Origin of the sequence: Exiguobacterium sp. NPDC077395, from assembly GCF_050269125.1 — a bacterium.
GTDB lineage: Bacteria > Bacillota > Bacilli > Exiguobacteriales > Exiguobacteriaceae > Exiguobacterium > Exiguobacterium aestuarii_A.
The window spans coordinates 1,175,321-1,190,174 of sequence record NZ_JBNNHU010000001.1 but is presented as its reverse complement, the minus strand read 5'-3'; the positions used below and the strand labels follow the sequence as shown (position 1 = coordinate 1,190,174).

Sequence of the window (14,854 nt, the reverse complement as noted above, 5' to 3'; positions counted from 1 at the left end):
CGGTATCTTGAAACGTATGATGCTGCGACTGACCGGTTTCATCATTGTACTCGTGCTTTTGCTCGGGGCAATTGGCTGGCTCGGTCAACATGATAAAGTAAACAATGGATTGTATCGAACCTATTATGGCGAGCACGGTGTACCGAACGCTAATCTCTCTGTGTATCAGGACGCCGCGGAGGCATATGACGTAGATTGGCGTCTGCTTGCTGCTGTACATCGCGTCGAGACGATCTTCTCACACAGTTCTTCGATGCGCTCCTCTGTTGGCGCAATCGGACCATTTCAATTTATGCCTCGCACTTGGCTAGGTTGGGAATATGATACGGATGATCAAAAAGGCGATGTTCCAGAAGACGAAGTCGATCTGACAGATCTGGCTTTAATCGATCAATACGGAGGTCTCGGGCGTGACGGAAATGGCGATGGCAAGGCAGACCCGCATAGTCTTGTTGATTCTGCCCATACGGCGGCGTATTATTTAAGTGAACACGGCGGGAAAAAGACGGATTCAGTCACATCGATACGGAACGCCATCTTCGAGTACAATCGAAGTGAGCAGTATGTCACTGATGTCATGACATACTATGAGAATTATGAATCAAGTGTGACGGTCATCCCGGATGAACGGAACACCTTCAGCCAACATGTCGCCTATTATACGATTCGATACGTCGAGTGGTTTAAGACACTCGGCTGATGCTTACATGAAAAAGTGAGGAATGGAAATGAATACGCATATAGAAGAAGTAACCATCCGCGTAAAATCGATTTTCAACGAAGACAAAACGAAACGTTATTTGCGAACGTATGAGTTTACGGATGTCGAGGATGGAGTGATTTGTGCCGTCATCATCTATTCACCGCGCATGAGCGATGCCTTTTTATCAGGTACGACAACGCAACGTGCTTATATGTTGATGCAAAATCATTTGTCGCAACCGATTCGAGAGATGCGTGTCATCAGTCTCGTGCCAACACTTGCCATCAATGATAATCTTCCCTACGTGGAATCGCAGCTCGACGAGACGAATTATCACTATGTCGAAGAGACGTTACAAGAGGTGGAGGCGAGCGGCGGGATGATCATCGTCGGTTGGGGCTCGCCTGGTCGATTGATGCACCATGCGACATCCTATAAATCGCTCTTTGCCGATTACGAGTCGAATATGTACTGTATCGGTACGACCGCTAAAGGTGAACCGCAACAAATTCGTATGGCCAACGAGAACACGGTACTCGAGGCGTTCAACAATGAATCGGTAAAACCAAAGTTTCGGATTGTGAAGGAAACGAAAAAGGAAGATGACTCCATGTGAGTCACCTTCCTTTTTTATATGCCCGCCCAGATGGCGATTCCAAATAACGTGAGTAATACACCTGACCAAACAAAATCACTTGATTTGACCTCAACCTTGTCATAAATCGTTCGTTTTCCACTCGTGAACCCTCTCGCTTCCATCGAAAAGGCGATGCGTTCTGCCCGTCGGATCGAACCTGCCAGGAGTGGCAACAGTAATTTTGGAACGTGCCGTAGGCGTCCCCATTTCGTGTTGAGCGAAATTTCTCGCAACTGATGTGCATATTGAAGTTGCTGTAGCTCACGCTGCAACAAAGGGATGAAGCGGAACCCGACAAGGGCACTATAGGCGATTGTTGGCGATAACTTCGCCTGTTGCATCAAACTCATAACGAATCGCTTTGAATCTGTTGTCATCATGAAAAGAAGGGAGAGGACCGTGAACGCCAGGACGCGAAGACTAAGGGCAACGGCGACACGTCTCTCTTCGATTGTGATGTCCTGACCGAGTATGGTCATCCACGTCTCTCCCTCAAGATTTTTCCCAAACACGAGCGTCGTCCAAAACGTGCCGAGCGCCGTGATGAGAAATGGGATTAAGAACAGCCCCCATCTTTTCCACGATACGTCTGTCGCCACCAGCTGAATCAGTAGCGTACCGACAATGATGACAAGCGGGGTCCATGGGTTGTAAAACAGTGCCAGACCGAACATGATGAGCGTTAATGTCACAAACTTAACCGTCGGATTCATGTCATGGAGTGACATCGTTCTCCCCTCCCTTGCAATCGATAATCAAGGAGCATCTCTGTGTTCTGCCATAGTTCATCCCCGAACGGTCCCGAAAGTTCCCCATCCTTCATCAAATAGAACGTATTGGCGATATTGACGAACGATAGGTCATGGGTTACGAACAGGATGGTCTGCCCTTGTTCCGCATGCCGCTTCATCAGCGCCTCGAGTGCATGGAGTGACGCTTCGTCCTGACCTGCAGTCGGTTCATCGAATGCAAGCAATTGCTTATTCGATAGCGACTGGATTCCAACTGCGAGCCTCCGTTTTTGACCATGGCTAAGGGATAACGGATGGAGGAATCTCTGATTATGAAGCTCCATGTCAGATAACACGGTCTCAATTGATGTTTCGTGACCAAACTGCAACTCTTGCTCAACGGAGTTCATAAAAAATAGATGTTCTGGTGATTGTGGCACGAGCCCGACCCGATGATCGTGTTCGGTTAAGCTTCTCAAAAATGTCGACTTCCCGCTCCCATTCGGTCCGAGAACGGCAATCACTTCTCCTGACCTGACATGAAGTAACGTTTCCTTAAGCTGAAACGAATCACGTCTGACCTCTTTAACCTTGTAGCGTTGAATAGCTGAGAGTGACGCGTTCGACTTCACGAATGCAAAATCCTCGACCGGACGGAATGATTCATGCCTAACGATACACCCTCGCTCTAACTCAATATGCCAGTCAAAGTAATCTCCCCATAGATGAGGACGATGCTCGACGACAATGACATTCAGATCTTTCATTTTGTCGAGCCATTTTACAAATTCTTGCGCGGTCACTGGGTCTAGATGCGTCAACGGTTCATCGAGCAGTAGCCACTGAGGCCTTCCGACTAAAGCGCAAGCGACAGCGATCCGCTGTTTCTGTCCGCCTGACAACGAATCAATTTTGCGGTTTCGATAATCACTCAACTGTAACGATTCGAGGATTTCCGTCACGCGTTGTTCGATGTCTGAGACAGGTGTCGACAAGTTCTCAAGTGTGAAAATCAGTTCTTCTTCCACCCGCTCCATGACAAATTGCGTATCCGGGTCTTGAAACACCGTTGCGACCTGCTGATTGATCTCGCCAGGTGCATAGTCGTCGTATGATCGTCCAAGTAGTTCGAGTCTACCATCAAGGATTCCGTCACAATTCTCCGGATAGAGACGGTTGAATAGCGCGAGAAGCGTCGATTTCCCGCTTCCGCTCGCCCCACTAAGAATCGTACGACCTTGACGGATTGAAACGGTCACGTCTTCAAGAATCGCCTCAGAACTCTCTGGGAATCGAAAATGAAGTGACTCTGTCTCAACCATGGACGTTCCCACTTCGTGAAATCGCATAACCGCGAAGTGATCCTGTCTTCAGCAATAGGTCACTGAGCAACTTCCCACCGATTCCAGCGATGACCATCCCACTGACGGCTCTCAGCCCGAACATCGTCGCCACATAGCCTGGCTCTAACATCGCGAACCCACTCATGAAATATGTATAGACGAAACTCGTGACAGCCGACCCAAATCCGGCCAGCATAAGAACCCATGGCTCATAACGTCTATAGCCCGTCATCGCAAAGACGGCTTCTGCCCCTAGACCTTGAACGATGCCGACCAAGATGATGCGTGGCCCAATGGCATTCCCAATCAACATCTCAATCGTTGCGGCCATCACTTCTGAGATGAATGCCGCCCCCGGTTTTCGAATGATGTATGCGGAAATAATCGATACGATAAACCAGATGCCAAAGATCCACTCGTAGGCGATGGGACCGATCAACCCTGCCCACAAGTTACCGATATGAACGAACAATAAATAGACGACCGCGAAGACAACAGATAGTACGGAGACAAGGACGACTTCTTTCAATTTCCACGATTTAAGCATGTCGCCCTCCATGTGACGGACTATTTACGCTGAACGTCACCGTCATGACAACGTGTCGGTTCTTTTCGCGCGTCCGCTTAAAGGCCGCCTCGTAGTATGAGAACACGTCATCTAAGTTCCCATGGATGCCTGATGCATAATGCATCGACTCGTTATAGACACCAGCCTGTTTTGCTTGTTCGATTTCCTCATAGATAAGCTCCATGTAATCGTCAGCACCCATCGGATAGAGTGCGAACTGCGATGACACATACTGGTCTCTTGATGCACCGTTTAATGGTTCGCTCGGAGCCTTGAGCATCTCATCTCCCGCCGAATCCCCTGGACAACCGACAGAGAACGTTCCGCTCATTGAGACATGCTTCCCTTCTTCCGAAGCAAGACTCAAGACCGTTCGAGCGACGTCAAACACATGCTCGACTCGTCCACGGATGACCGTCGACACGTCATCCGTATGTCTCCACACACCTGACAGATCCGTTCGTTTTAGTGCACCTTTGATTGTCCCGACAAAATCGTCTGTCATCGGGCTTAGTGTGAATCGAAACCCGACAATCGGACTCGTACCACATGATTCATTCATTCTATTTCCCCCTCTAAATGTGTTTGCATAAAAAAAGCCGCATTCATGAGAATGCAGCAACAAAATCTATACAAACTTGCATAGAGAAAGTGCCGCACTTCCTCACGCCAGTATTATCTGGATCGAGTTATAAGGGATCGGAGCCGTGCTCTCATCTCAGCCGAAGCACCCCTAGTGCAGTCTTAGATATGCGGTTACTTATGCAGTCACAGTATAGCGATGTTTTAATCTTTTGTAAACGGTCAATCTGAATATGTGACGTATTGACCCGTACCAGGGAGCGGGTCATGGAGCGTGTCCCACGATGTTTCCATCTCCTCATCCGTCAACAAGCAAGCGTCAAGTGAACGCTCTACAGTCTCCCGGTCCATTCGTTGACCGATGAGGACCAATTCGTTCTGTCGGTCTCCGTACGGTTCGATGTAGTCTTCGCGCAGTTCCGGTTCGGTTGCAAACATAGCCTCTCGTTCGCTCTCCGGAAGTGTCGCTAACCAACGCCCCGCATGTTCGAGCGTTGATGCATACCCAGCTTGTGAAAACAGACAAGCAAGGTCGTTTCGTGTCGCAATCCATAAGAAACCTTTGGCACGAACGATTTCTTCAGGGTAATGTTCCATCCAATTCATCAAACGCTCAGGATGGAACGGTCGGCGCCGACGGTAAACGAACGAACTGATGCCATACTCTTCTGTTTCCGGCGTATGTTCTTCCGACTCGAGTTCTTGAATCCAACCTGCAGCGCGCATCGCTTGGTCAAAATCGAACAACTGGACGTCTAGTAAGTCGTCTAACGCCACATTCGAGTAAGTCGACGTCAACAACCTAGCACTCGGGTTGAGCGTTCCCAGTAAGCCCTTCATCTCCTGCAGTTCTTCTTCAGATACCCGGTCCGCCTTGTTCAATACGATGATGTCCGCAAACTCGACTTGGTCGACGAGTAGGTCGACGACTTCACGCACGTCACCTGTATCGACGGCTTGTTGACGTTCCATGAGCGATTCACCGGAATTGAAATCTTTGAAGAAGCGGTACGCATCGACTACGGTGACCATCGCATCGATATAGACATGACTCGACAAATCGATCCCGAGCGCATCGTCGGCATACGTGAATGTCTGCGCAACGGGAATCGGCTCTGAAATCCCAGAAGACTCGATAATGATGCCATCGAGCTCGCGATCTTTCGTTAATTCATAGACAGCTGTCAACAAATCTTCTCGAAGCGTGCAACAGATGCATCCGTTCGAGAGCTCGACTAGCTTTTCATCCGTCCGGGAGAATCCTCCTTGCTCGATCAACTTTTCATCGATATTCAGTTCACTCATATCGTTCACGATGACCGCATATTTTTTGTGATCTCGGTTATGTAAGATGTGATTAAGCAGTGTCGTCTTGCCGCTACCAAGATACCCCGAGAGTACCGTAATTGGAATTCGTTTCATGATATATCCTCCATTTAAATCGTAATGATTACTTTTTATATAATGGAATGGGAACATCTTTTTGTCAACAAAAAAACACGCCACACGGACGTGTTTTCGAAGAAAGTATAATCATTCTTCCAACGCTCTTCGTTCTGCCTCTGAACGCGGGTAAGTATTCGCCTGCCATTCAGCCCGATAAATCGAGTCGAGTTGAGTCAATCCGACTTCATCCTCATCTTTGTCTGAATCGACGCTCGGCACCTCATCCCACTTCGGGTCGAGGTAAGAATGATCTTCTTCACGTGCTCGATTTTCTTGAATCTTTTGAATCCCCATCTTAACTGCTGCAGCAACTGCCAACCCAATACCTGCTCGAACCAACAGTCGTTTCACCATCGTATTTCCTCCTCAGCGACCGAAACGATACAATGGCATTCCTTTCACTTCTGTGTCGATAATAAATACCGATCCCGCATCCGGATATTCGGAAAGTGCCTCTTCATCCATTCCTTCACGAGCCGTCGTGATGGCTAATCGATTAAGCCCATCCCCGATAAAGGCACATGAAGTGACATTCGGCGCAGGAACATGCACTTCCAATAATTTTTTACCTGTCGATGGGTCCCAACGTGACACTCTTCCACCAGCATAATGTGCAATCCATAGACAGCCTTCAGAATCGGACGTCATCCCGTCAGGAAAACCTTCTTCCTCGGAAAAATCAACGACGACCTCTCCGTTCGAGAGCGTTCCTGACTTCAAATCAAAATCATATTTCCGAATTTTTTCAGTCGGTGTATCGATATGATAAAATACGGAATGGTCAGGCGACCATGTCAACCCGTTCGAAAGTGTCAATTCATCCAAGAGTGTTGTCGTCGTTCCATCTCGATCGACTCGATACAATGTCGCTTCGTTTTCTTCATCCTCAAGATGGAGCGTACCTGCAAAAATGCGACCATATGGATCGGCTTTCCCGTCGTTGAAACGTAATCGACCATCAGGGTCATCCAACTCGACAATCTTATTTAGATCTCGATTAATTTCATCCCATTCATAGATTCCATCCTTCAATCCAAGGACGACACCGTCCGTCACTTTTGGTATGACAAAACCGACCTGTTTTCCGACCTCGAATGAAGAAATCTCGTCTTCTCGCTCGTCATACCACCATAATGTATGACCTTCGATATCTACCCAATAAAAACGCTTTAACTCAGCATCCCAACAAGGACCTTCACCAAGCGTATTTCGTACCCGAATCCACAGCGACGCATCTACTCTCTCCATTACTTAGCCTCCACTCTATCCATTAGTTCAGAAATCTATTCCCTTCTCCCATCTGGACTATGCATGAATTCGGAAAATCGTGATGGATTTTCACCGTCACTTGTTCGATTTGCTATAGTGAAAGAAAAGTAGAGAGGAAGTGAATGTCTTGTCAAAATGGGATGAACGATTTAGCTCGGAGGATTATGTGTATGGGACAGAGCCGAACGAGTTTTTACAAAAATGGATCACCTCTCATCAAATCGAAGGAAAACGTGTATTGGCCATCGCTGAGGGGGAAGGTCGAAACGCAGTCTGGCTCGCCACGCTCGGCTTCGACGTCGAGATGTGGGACGCTTCGAAAGTGGGACTCGAAAAAGCGAAGCGCTTGGCGACTTCACGAAACGTCTCCCTTCAGACGAAGCAGATTGACTTGAATGAAGCGGTCTGGTCGCAAGAAACGTATGACCTAGTTATCTGCATCTTCGGCCACTTTCCTCCACATGTCAGAGAAAAGGTGCTCGCCGGTATTCAAAAAACACTGCGACCTGGTGGCGTATTCCTGACCGAGGTGTACTCTACACATCAACTCGCCTACAGGACAGGTGGACCAAAAGACGCCCCACTTCTTTACACTGTAGAGATGTTCCACCAACTCGAAGACAATTTCATTCCTCTCGTTTTAAATGAGAATGTCGTATGGCGAGAAGAAGGAAGACTTCATCACGGTGAATCAGCTGTGATTCAATATGTCGGACAAAAACGATAAGCGAATGGCCTCCCCGAAAAATTCGGAGAGGCCATTTGATTACTTCGCGCCTTCGACGTTCATATGCTTACTGCGGAGCTGACCGCAAGCTGCATCGATGTCTGTCCCGTGTTCGAGACGGACACCCGTATTGACGCCACGCTTTTTCAAGATATCATAAAACGCCATGATATCTTCCGGTGTGCTTCGCTCATATTGGATATGTTCATTGACCGGATTGTATGGAATCAAGTTGATGTAAGACTTGTCTTTAATGTCTTCAATCAAGTCCGCGAGTTCTTCCGCGTGTTCTGGTAAATCGTTTACTTTCGAGAGCAAGATATACTCGAATGTGATTCGTTTATTCGTCTTCTCGACGTAATAGCGAATCGACGGCATGAGTTTATCAAGCGGGAACGCCCGGTTGATTTTCATGATGCGTGTACGAAGCTCATCGTTCGGCGCGTGAAGAGATAGCGCCAAATTGATGCGTAAGTCGAGGTCCGCAAACTTATAGATCTTGTCCGCAAGACCACTCGTCGACACGTTGATTTTACGTGGGGCGATTGCAAGACCACGCTCATCTTTGACGACGCGCAAGAAGTCGACCAAGTTATCGAAGTTATCAAACGGTTCACCGATTCCCATAACGACGATATGACTGACACGGTCCCCTTCTCCTTCTTCATCGAGGAAATGTTGGACAGTCATGATCTGCTCGACAACCTCACCAGCTGTCAAATCACGTGTCTTTTTCAACAAGCCGCTCGCACAGAAGCTGCAGCCGATGTTACAACCGACCTGTGTCGTCACACAGACCGAGCGACCATATTTATGACGCATGAGCACCGTCTCGATATAGTGACCATCATGCAATTTAAGTAAGAATTTGACCGTTCCATCGCCCGCTTCTTGTTTGACGAACAGTTCTTGTGTCGAGATGACGTATTTCTCAGTTAAGTAATCGCGTACTTCGTCACGGACGTTCAACGCGTCCATCGATTTGACCCGGTCGATGTAGAGCGAGTCCCAGACTTGACGTGCGTGGAAGGCACCATATCCTGCTTCCGTGCACTCGTTTGTGAGCTGATCGAACGTCAACCCGTATATAGATGATTTCATTCTAACCTGTCCTTTCTCTAATCCGCATACGTACCATTGTAGCGGACGTCAGAGACGGGTGCAACTTAGGAATAATCTGGAGGCGTCGGTCGTGTGATGAACTGTTCGAACGCATAAGCGACACGAATCAAATCTCGTTCTGCAAAGCTCGTTCCCGTGAACGATAGACCGAACGGGGCCCCACTCTCTTTTCGTTTATAAGGGACCGTGATTGTCGGGTGTCCTGCTTTCGCAGCCATGTCATAGTTCATGTCATGTGGCAGGACGATCGCGTCCAGTTTTTGCCCTTTTAATAGCTCATCCATTCCGTCCACTTTTGCGAAATGAACATCATCAATCCGACGGTCGAGATAACTAGCTTCGACGAGACGCCCTGAACGTGCATCTGACTGTTCAAAGATGGTCTGCCCGTGCGGAATCGATTCGGGGTGGTCCGCGTTCCATTCAATCAAGTCTGAAAGCGTCTTAAATGACACAGTTGTGTTCGCAAGATACGCCTCAATCCCAAGCTTGAATTCATCAAACAAAATATCTGCCTGTTCTAATGCATCGTGTTTCGGTAACGAGATCTCGACGAGTTCAACCTCGGCTTGACGCAACAATCGAAGTGCCTGTTCATACAACCCGACTTCTTCGTCTGAAATAGTTGGCTTGATAAATCCGACACGCATCCCGACCGCTTGACGGACATCGAGACATGTCACATAAGGCGGTCCGACTGGAGTTTCCCATGTCGCAGGATCAGCCGAATCTTCACCACACATTGTCTGCAAGGCAACGACCGCATCACGAAGGGTACGCGCCATCGGTCCAGCCGTATCCTGAGAACGTGAGATCGGAATGATGCCTGAACGACTGATCAAGCCGACGGTCGGCTTGATTCCGACGATACTATTATGCACACTCGGGTGTACAATCGAGCCGCTCGTCTCAGATCCAACGGCAAGGAGTGTCAAGTTTGCCGCAACCGCCGAAGCCGATCCAGAACTCGATCCCCCGACATCTAATTGGTCGCCATAAGGGTTCTTCGTTTGTCCGCCAACAGCACTCCAACCATTCGGCATATCTTCCGTTAAAAAGTTCGCCCACTCGGACAGATTCGCTTTTCCGAGAATGATGGCCCCGTCATCCCGCAATCGTTTCACGAGCTCGGCATCTCGACCTGCAAAATGATGTCGCATGGCGGCGGCACCTGCTGTCGTACGCATCAGACCGGCTGTCTCGATATTGTCCTTAATTAAGACGGGGATGCCGAGGAGCGGTTTGCGTACTCCTTTTTTATAGGCCCGGTCTGCCGCCTCTGCCTCGAACAGGGCGTCCGGATTTACCTGTATCACGGCATGAAGTCGCTCATTAAATGCAGCAATCCTTCTAAGATAATACGCTGTTATGTCTCGTGCCGTGAATTGTCCTTCTTTATACCCACGATGTGCACGTTCAATCGTCAGTTCATGTAATTGGATTTCTTCCATCCTACATTCCTCCTTTATCTCTCCCACTTTATTCGTGCTCTATGCCTGATTTCCTTTTCGTATCGCCAAGTCGATGTGTTCTTGTTACACTTAAGAAAAAACAGGAGGTTCCTATGACACGCTCCTACATATTCGTTCTACTCGCTGTGTTCGGTCTATTTTTCTTGCAGTTATACGGAGAAAATGTGCCGTATGGTCCGTTCATTTCGATTGGGTTGATTGGATTTATCATCGTCTTGACGATTTTTCAGTTGAAGCGAAAACCGAATCATTGACGAAAGTATTTTGAGGGTGGTATGATGCTCTCACCAACTACATATCGATATCAAGAGTGAACGAGAGATCTGGCTCCATGACTTCACAGCAACCTGCCATTGGCAAGGTGCTACGACCAGCAAGGGAAACCTTGGACGATATGACGAGAGCGCTCATGTCATCCGACGTGAGCGCTTTTTTTGTTGAAATACGATTTGGAGGGAACGACAAGATGGAAAAAGCAACATTTGCAGGTGGCTGTTTTTGGTGCATGGTAACACCTTTTGAAGAACTACCAGGGATTGAAGGAATCGTATCCGGCTATATGGGCGGACAGATCGACAATCCGACGTATGAAGAAGTCAAAACTGGAACGACTGGTCATTTAGAAGTCGTTCAAATCACATATGATCCATCTCTGTTTTCATATGAGCGTCTCCTCGAGCTATATTGGATTCAGACCGACCCGACCGATGAAGGTGGTCAATTCCAAGACCGCGGGCCACAGTATGCCCCAGCCATCTTCTATCACACGGAGGAACAACGAATCGCGGCTGAGGCGAGTCGAAACGTATTAGCGGCAAGTGGTCGCTTCACGGCACCTATTGTCACAAAAATCACTCCGGCGACGACATTCTTCGAAGCGGAAGAGTATCACCAGGATTACCATAAAAAGAATCCGAAACACTATAAAGAAGACCGGGCCATCTCAGGACGGGACACGTTCATCGAAGAGAACTGGACCGAAACCGTATAACGGTCATCAGACGCGAATTTTAACATTCGCGTCTTTTATAAGCCCAATAATCGGGAAAAGGCTATTAATGGTTCATACATCCGAAAAGGAGGACTTATACATGAAAACAAGTACGAAACTTATCATCGGTGTGATCGGCGTAGCCGTGATCGCCGTCGCCTGGTGGCTCATCTCACCGCTTTTCTTGACAGAGACCGTCGATGAAGGATTACCACCGACAGCTGTTGAGACGCCTGCTTCAGAAGAAGAAACAGAGGAAGAGACAACTGAGACACCGGAAGCACAACCGAGTCAAACCGAAGTAGCGGGTGTGTTCATGGACGGGGAGAAAAATTATGAAACGACGGGCACGATTCGCTCCGTCGAGGCAGAAGACGGGACGTACCTCCGATTTGAGGAGTTTGAGACGACAAACGGACCTGACTTATTTGTCTATTTGACGAAGCCAGGACAAGAGACAACCGAAGGCGTCAGTCTAGGATCGTTAAAAGGAAACATCGGGAATCAAAATTATTTAGTCCCTGCGGATGTGAATCTAGAAGAGTACAACACAGTCGTCATCTGGTGCCGTGCGTTCAGCGCGACGTTCGGGACTGGAGAACTGGCTGTAACAAGTGAATGAATTGACTGAAGGGTGGCTGAACAAATTGGCCACCCTCTTTTCAATTGAATTTGCCTAAAAAATAAAGACCAATCATCCAACATTAATTGAGAATATGCTATCATATATGTAAATAAGTGTAATTAAATTGAGGAGGTACACGATTATGGAGCAGACATTCTCACAACCATACAAACACTACTTTTGGAAACGTTTCTTTCTTTTCTTCATTCCATTGATGATGGTCGGTATATTATCCGAACCGATGATTATTCAAAATCCATTTGAAAAGCTCGAAGACTATGGAGAATTTGTGTTATTCTTGGCAATTTATATCCTTGTACTCGGTGGATGGGCGGCGTTTATAACGTCGATGATGTGGCGTATTAGACAACGCAAGTTGAAAAAAGAGGAGAATGAGTGAACTACTCGCCACTTATTTGCTTTGCAAATTGAAGTGGGAGCTTCTTGGGAAGACCGTGCTCTTATTAGCCACGGTTGTTTACCAAGCTCGTTGGGCAGTCCCTGCCCTGAAGGATTGTCAGTCGGCCAACATCAATAGGTTGATGCTCGCGTTGATGTCACGGTCATGATGCGCGCCACAGACACATGTCCATTCACGCACGTCCATCGCCTTCTTCTCGCCCTTTACTCCGCAAGTGGAGCAGATTTGAGTGGATGCGTACCAAGGGTCTGCCTTGATGAGCGTCCGTCCGTAGAAGTTTGATTTGTATTCGAGTTGACGGACGAACTCGTACCAACTGACATCGCCAACCGATTTGGCTAAGCGTCGGTTCTTCATTATGTTGCTCGATTTCAATGTCTCCACGACGATGACTTGGTTCTCGTCAACGATCCGTCTTGACAGTTTGTGAAGGAAGTCCTTGCGTTGGTTGGCAATCTTTTCGTGTTTCTTGGCCAAAAGTAATTTTGCCTTTTCACGATTCTTGCTTCCGATCTTCTTTCGCGACAGCGCCCGTTGCGCCTTCTTGACCTTCGCTTCGGATTGTTGAAGGAAACGTGGGTTTTCGATTTTCTCCGATACCATCGCGTCGTTCGTCATGACGGCGAAGTGTTCCAGACCGAGATCGATCCCGACCTTGTGCTCGGCTGGGATCCATGGTTCATCGTCCTGTTTGACGAGGATGGAGACGAAGAACTTGCCCGTCTTGGTCATCGAGACCGTCGCCGACCGGATGACGCCCTCGAACGGGCGATGTTGGGTGAACCGCACGAACCCGACCTTCGGCAGACGGACTTTTCCCGACTCGATGCGGATCGTGCCATGCTGGTTGTTCGTCGTGTAGGAGGCACGCGACCGTCGTCTCGATTTGAAGTTCGGGAAGCCGCCCGTCCCGGCGAAGAACTTCGCGAACGCGGTGTCCAGGTTCAGCTTCGCATTCGCGAGCGCGAGACTGTCCGCCTCGGCGAGGAACGGGAACAGGGGCTTGTAGGAGGCGGGTGTCGCCGGTTTCCGTCTCGTTCCGCTCCCCGTTTTCGCCTCCTCGCGGATGGCGATGCGGTCCTCGAGCAGCTTGTTGTAGATGAACCGGGCGCAGCCGATCGTCTTGATGAGGAACTCGGCCTGTGCAGGCGTCGGGTGGAGCCTGTATGTGTAACCTTTCAGCATGTCCGTCCCTTCTCCCTCCAGCAGATCGTGATGTGTCTTCCTCATCCGTTACCCGCGGAGGGGGAGGGAGAATCTGACGGAATCACGAACTTTTGTTCGTCATATCTGTCACAGGAGGAGAAGACTATTGGACCGGGCGATTCATCTCCCGCCTACGCTGGGCTACGCCCCGAGACGCTTAGAGGAGGGAGAATTCTCGCCTGATTTAGTTAAAATGACCTCTTATTACTCCCATCCAGTGATGAATAATACAAAGTGGGAAGAAATTAGAGAAGCAATGTGCAATACTCCTACTCACTTCCAATGGCGGACAAAAGATATTGAAACCGGCTATATTTCAATGTGGGATGTTGAGTGGTATTATCATTTCAGACTTGGGGACTACAAATACATTGAATGGTTAGAAATCAAGGCAGATACCGAGGAACTCCGAAAAGACCTTTTAGATATCCTTGAAAAAGTTCATGTTCCTGGAAAGATTCTTGAAGATGCTATTCGAGTTTATGGATATGCTGATACCGGATCTTATGTTGACTATATCTAGTAGAACTCACTATGATCAATTTACACTTTTCGCTCTTAATTTCAATTAGGGCGTAAGCAGACGGCCCAAATCCTTGTATTTGACTTTTCTCTTGCGTTCCGTGCCTCCCGTCGGAAAGGTAAGAAATATATTTCTTATCGGCGACACACGCATCCACTCGGAGTGTTCCATCACTCCCGAGAACGAGAACACCGTCCGGACGAACCGATCCAATCCTTCGAACGTATAGTCATCAAGTAGTCATTCGTTCATCACGTCTAAAATTCTTCCCATTCTCTACAGAACGACTTCTCTCAAAAAGTCCATTCAGTCCACCTACGGAAGTTTATCGCCAAAATCATCGGCGGAAGTGCAAAAAAGGGGTCTAGCCACCAAAAATTGATGACCGAACCCCTCTTTTTTTTAAATCTCCCCAATAGTATATGAGTCCTTTCGAATTTCCCTATCGATTTGAAGAAGGTACAGCGAGTCAACTTGAGCGCACATTC

Annotated in this window: 18 protein-coding genes and 2 riboswitches; of the genes, 8 read left to right on the top strand and 10 right to left on the bottom strand. The window is 48.2% G+C overall.

Features of this window, described 5'->3' with window-relative positions:
* Nucleotides 1-16 precede the first annotated feature (16 nt).
* Nucleotides 17-700 carry a lytic transglycosylase domain-containing protein gene (locus ACQKD4_RS06115; RefSeq protein ID WP_427373279.1) on the top strand — a complete coding sequence of 228 codons (684 nt, stop codon included), beginning with the start codon at nucleotides 17-19 and terminating at the stop codon, nucleotides 698-700.
* 28 nt (nucleotides 701-728) lie between these two features.
* Nucleotides 729-1,319, top strand: a complete 591-nt coding sequence (locus ACQKD4_RS06110; protein ID WP_074035263.1) for a DUF1643 domain-containing protein — start codon at nucleotides 729-731, stop codon at nucleotides 1,317-1,319.
* Between the two features lie 14 nt (nucleotides 1,320-1,333).
* Here ACQKD4_RS06110 and ACQKD4_RS06105 read toward each other — a convergent pair whose 3' ends face one another.
* From ACQKD4_RS06105 to ACQKD4_RS06075, 7 genes are all read right to left on the bottom strand, one after another.
* Complete coding sequence (locus ACQKD4_RS06105) at nucleotides 1,334-2,068, bottom strand: energy-coupling factor transporter transmembrane component T family protein (protein WP_427372760.1); 735 nt, start codon at nucleotides 2,066-2,068, stop codon at nucleotides 1,334-1,336.
* Complete coding sequence (locus ACQKD4_RS06100; protein WP_427372759.1) at nucleotides 2,050-3,393, bottom strand: ABC transporter ATP-binding protein; 1,344 nt, start codon at nucleotides 3,391-3,393, stop codon at nucleotides 2,050-2,052. The genes ACQKD4_RS06105 and ACQKD4_RS06100 overlap by 19 nt, the downstream gene beginning before the upstream one ends.
* Nucleotides 3,386-3,961 (bottom strand): ECF transporter S component, encoded by a 576-nt coding sequence (locus tag ACQKD4_RS06095; protein ID WP_427372758.1) that lies wholly within the window; start codon nucleotides 3,959-3,961, stop codon nucleotides 3,386-3,388. The genes ACQKD4_RS06100 and ACQKD4_RS06095 overlap by 8 nt, the downstream gene beginning before the upstream one ends.
* The gene (locus ACQKD4_RS06090) at nucleotides 3,954-4,544 is read right to left on the bottom strand and encodes a YkoF family thiamine/hydroxymethylpyrimidine-binding protein (protein WP_427372757.1); all 591 of its coding nucleotides are present in this window, start codon (nucleotides 4,542-4,544) and stop codon (nucleotides 3,954-3,956) included. The genes ACQKD4_RS06095 and ACQKD4_RS06090 overlap by 8 nt, the downstream gene beginning before the upstream one ends.
* Nucleotides 4,545-4,626: 82 nt before the next feature.
* A riboswitch (TPP riboswitch) is annotated at nucleotides 4,627-4,727 on the bottom strand.
* Nucleotides 4,728-4,786: 59 nt separating this feature from the next.
* Nucleotides 4,787-5,986, bottom strand: a complete 1,200-nt coding sequence (locus tag ACQKD4_RS06085) for a GTP-binding protein (RefSeq protein ID WP_427372756.1) — start codon at nucleotides 5,984-5,986, stop codon at nucleotides 4,787-4,789.
* 111 nt (nucleotides 5,987-6,097) lie between these two features.
* On the bottom strand, nucleotides 6,098-6,364 hold the full coding sequence (locus ACQKD4_RS06080) for a hypothetical protein (RefSeq protein WP_427372755.1): 267 nt from the start codon (nucleotides 6,362-6,364) through the stop codon (nucleotides 6,098-6,100).
* Nucleotides 6,365-6,376: 12 nt separating this feature from the next.
* On the bottom strand, nucleotides 6,377-7,258 hold the full coding sequence (locus ACQKD4_RS06075; RefSeq protein WP_427372754.1) for an SMP-30/gluconolactonase/LRE family protein: 882 nt from the start codon (nucleotides 7,256-7,258) through the stop codon (nucleotides 6,377-6,379).
* Between the two features lie 148 nt (nucleotides 7,259-7,406).
* On the opposite strand from ACQKD4_RS06075, the gene ACQKD4_RS06070 reads away from it, so the two are divergent.
* A complete protein-coding gene (locus ACQKD4_RS06070; RefSeq protein WP_427372753.1) occupies nucleotides 7,407-8,006 on the top strand; it encodes a methyltransferase domain-containing protein in 600 nt (199 codons plus the stop codon).
* Nucleotides 8,007-8,045: 39 nt separating this feature from the next.
* Here ACQKD4_RS06070 and rlmN read toward each other — a convergent pair whose 3' ends face one another.
* Together rlmN and ACQKD4_RS06060 are read right to left on the bottom strand one after the other, a co-directional pair.
* A complete protein-coding gene (gene rlmN / locus ACQKD4_RS06065; RefSeq protein WP_224861224.1) occupies nucleotides 8,046-9,107 on the bottom strand; it encodes a 23S rRNA (adenine(2503)-C(2))-methyltransferase RlmN in 1,062 nt (353 codons plus the stop codon).
* A gap of 65 nt (nucleotides 9,108-9,172) precedes the next feature.
* The gene (locus ACQKD4_RS06060; protein ID WP_427372752.1) at nucleotides 9,173-10,579 is read right to left on the bottom strand and encodes an amidase family protein; all 1,407 of its coding nucleotides are present in this window, start codon (nucleotides 10,577-10,579) and stop codon (nucleotides 9,173-9,175) included.
* 113 nt (nucleotides 10,580-10,692) lie between these two features.
* On the opposite strand from ACQKD4_RS06060, the gene ACQKD4_RS06055 reads away from it, so the two are divergent.
* From ACQKD4_RS06055 to ACQKD4_RS06040, 4 genes are all read left to right on the top strand, one after another.
* Nucleotides 10,693-10,854: a hypothetical protein gene (locus ACQKD4_RS06055; protein WP_214692576.1), complete on the top strand. Its 162-nt coding sequence runs from the start codon at nucleotides 10,693-10,695 to the stop codon at nucleotides 10,852-10,854.
* Between the two features lie 44 nt (nucleotides 10,855-10,898).
* A riboswitch (SAM riboswitch) is annotated at nucleotides 10,899-10,998 on the top strand.
* A 68-nt stretch (nucleotides 10,999-11,066) separates the two neighbouring features.
* Nucleotides 11,067-11,591 carry a peptide-methionine (S)-S-oxide reductase MsrA gene (msrA, locus tag ACQKD4_RS06050; RefSeq protein WP_427372751.1) on the top strand — a complete coding sequence of 175 codons (525 nt, stop codon included), beginning with the start codon at nucleotides 11,067-11,069 and terminating at the stop codon, nucleotides 11,589-11,591.
* A gap of 100 nt (nucleotides 11,592-11,691) precedes the next feature.
* A complete protein-coding gene (locus ACQKD4_RS06045) occupies nucleotides 11,692-12,213 on the top strand; it encodes a DM13 domain-containing protein (protein WP_427372750.1) in 522 nt (173 codons plus the stop codon).
* Nucleotides 12,214-12,358: 145 nt separating this feature from the next.
* A complete protein-coding gene (locus tag ACQKD4_RS06040) occupies nucleotides 12,359-12,616 on the top strand; it encodes a hypothetical protein (RefSeq protein WP_427372749.1) in 258 nt (85 codons plus the stop codon).
* A 117-nt stretch (nucleotides 12,617-12,733) separates the two neighbouring features.
* Here the strand turns inward: ACQKD4_RS06040 and tnpB are convergent, their stop codons facing one another.
* A complete protein-coding gene (gene tnpB, locus ACQKD4_RS06035; protein ID WP_427372748.1) occupies nucleotides 12,734-13,822 on the bottom strand; it encodes an IS200/IS605 family element RNA-guided endonuclease TnpB in 1,089 nt (362 codons plus the stop codon).
* A gap of 127 nt (nucleotides 13,823-13,949) precedes the next feature.
* On the opposite strand from tnpB, the gene ACQKD4_RS06030 reads away from it, so the two are divergent.
* A complete protein-coding gene (locus tag ACQKD4_RS06030) occupies nucleotides 13,950-14,366 on the top strand; it encodes a DUF6678 family protein (protein WP_427372747.1) in 417 nt (138 codons plus the stop codon).
* The last annotated feature ends 488 nt before the right edge of the window (nucleotides 14,367-14,854 follow it).

What these genes read in the sequence shown, in the direction of transcription:
- ACQKD4_RS06060 (WP_427372752.1), bottom strand. Translation starts at nt 10,579, where the DNA reads ATGGAAGAAATCCAATTACATGAACTGACGATTGAACGTGCACATCGT.
- ACQKD4_RS06110 (WP_074035263.1), top strand. Translation starts at nt 729, where the DNA reads ATGAATACGCATATAGAAGAAGTAACCATCCGCGTAAAATCGATTTTC.
- ACQKD4_RS06090 (WP_427372757.1), bottom strand. Translation starts at nt 4,544, where the DNA reads ATGAATGAATCATGTGGTACGAGTCCGATTGTCGGGTTTCGATTCACA.
- tnpB (WP_427372748.1), bottom strand. Translation starts at nt 13,822, where the DNA reads ATGCTGAAAGGTTACACATACAGGCTCCACCCGACGCCTGCACAGGCC.
- ACQKD4_RS06040 (WP_427372749.1), top strand. Translation starts at nt 12,359, where the DNA reads ATGGAGCAGACATTCTCACAACCATACAAACACTACTTTTGGAAACGT.
- ACQKD4_RS06105 (WP_427372760.1), bottom strand. Translation starts at nt 2,068, where the DNA reads ATGTCACTCCATGACATGAATCCGACGGTTAAGTTTGTGACATTAACG.
- ACQKD4_RS06095 (WP_427372758.1), bottom strand. Translation starts at nt 3,961, where the DNA reads ATGCTTAAATCGTGGAAATTGAAAGAAGTCGTCCTTGTCTCCGTACTA.
- ACQKD4_RS06115 (WP_427373279.1), top strand. Translation starts at nt 17, where the DNA reads ATGATGCTGCGACTGACCGGTTTCATCATTGTACTCGTGCTTTTGCTC.
- rlmN (WP_224861224.1), bottom strand. Translation starts at nt 9,107, where the DNA reads ATGAAATCATCTATATACGGGTTGACGTTCGATCAGCTCACAAACGAG.
- ACQKD4_RS06100 (WP_427372759.1), bottom strand. Translation starts at nt 3,393, where the DNA reads ATGGTTGAGACAGAGTCACTTCATTTTCGATTCCCAGAGAGTTCTGAG.
- ACQKD4_RS06075 (WP_427372754.1), bottom strand. Translation starts at nt 7,258, where the DNA reads ATGGAGAGAGTAGATGCGTCGCTGTGGATTCGGGTACGAAATACGCTT.
- ACQKD4_RS06045 (WP_427372750.1), top strand. Translation starts at nt 11,692, where the DNA reads ATGAAAACAAGTACGAAACTTATCATCGGTGTGATCGGCGTAGCCGTG.
- ACQKD4_RS06055 (WP_214692576.1), top strand. Translation starts at nt 10,693, where the DNA reads ATGACACGCTCCTACATATTCGTTCTACTCGCTGTGTTCGGTCTATTT.
- msrA (WP_427372751.1), top strand. Translation starts at nt 11,067, where the DNA reads ATGGAAAAAGCAACATTTGCAGGTGGCTGTTTTTGGTGCATGGTAACA.
- ACQKD4_RS06085 (WP_427372756.1), bottom strand. Translation starts at nt 5,986, where the DNA reads ATGAAACGAATTCCAATTACGGTACTCTCGGGGTATCTTGGTAGCGGC.
- ACQKD4_RS06080 (WP_427372755.1), bottom strand. Translation starts at nt 6,364, where the DNA reads ATGGTGAAACGACTGTTGGTTCGAGCAGGTATTGGGTTGGCAGTTGCT.